This window comes from Burkholderia sp. MSMB1078WGS (genome assembly GCF_001528895.1).
Lineage (GTDB): Bacteria > Pseudomonadota > Gammaproteobacteria > Burkholderiales > Burkholderiaceae > Burkholderia.
Genome location: NZ_LPDI01000092.1, coordinates 1 through 596, shown reverse-complemented (window position 1 = coordinate 596; position 596 = coordinate 1). Strand labels below are relative to the sequence as shown.

At 62.9% G+C, this 596-nt stretch carries 1 protein-coding gene and 1 pseudogene; one reads left to right on the top strand and one right to left on the bottom strand.

From position 1 onward, the window contains the following. A pseudogene (locus WT24_RS35120) lies at positions 1 to 268 on the top strand (hypothetical protein); the annotation flags it as partial. A gap of 37 nt (positions 269 to 305) precedes the next feature. Here the strand turns inward: WT24_RS35120 and WT24_RS22880 are convergent. Then, complete coding sequence (locus WT24_RS22880; protein ID WP_060035949.1) at positions 306 to 509, bottom strand: hypothetical protein; 204 nt, start codon at positions 507 to 509, stop codon at positions 306 to 308. Positions 510 to 596 lie beyond the last annotated feature (87 nt).

Genomic DNA, 596 nt, shown 5'->3' with positions numbered 1-596 from the left:
GGTGTTTGGCGACTTCCAGTCTCCCAGACTCAGTCCGGATGAACCATCGATACAACCTATTGAAGCTTCACAGCTAGAGGTGGCGGCCGACACGTTGTCGAGCGCCGACGCCGATCAGCTGTGGGAGCAGTTGCAGGCTATCACGCGCGCGTTGAAGCGAGCAGGGCATATGCGGCCGCGCGCCGCGAGTCGGCCGCCGACGCCACTGCCGGGGCAGCGGGACCTTTTCGGCGAGTGCGGCGAGATCGAGCAGCCGATCGAACAATGAGCACGTGCAGTTCCAGATGGCCGCCATCCGCGGCGCTCTACAACAACGACAGTTGGCCCAGTGCGCTCACGCGATCGGCGTGGCCGCTTTCCTCCGCCGGCACGCGACCCGGGATCTCGGATAGAGCATTCGCGCGTCGCGCCGCATTGCCGTCGTCCCTGTAATGCTTGCGCGTCCACTCGGCACTCAGGACGTCGGACGAGAACACGACACCTGGTGCAATTTGAACGAGCTGGCTCACTGGTGGAATCTCCTAAATCGACTGAATGTCAAAGTGGGCAGCGGCGTAACGCGCACTGCAGTTCCACACTTCGACACCGTCGCGGAT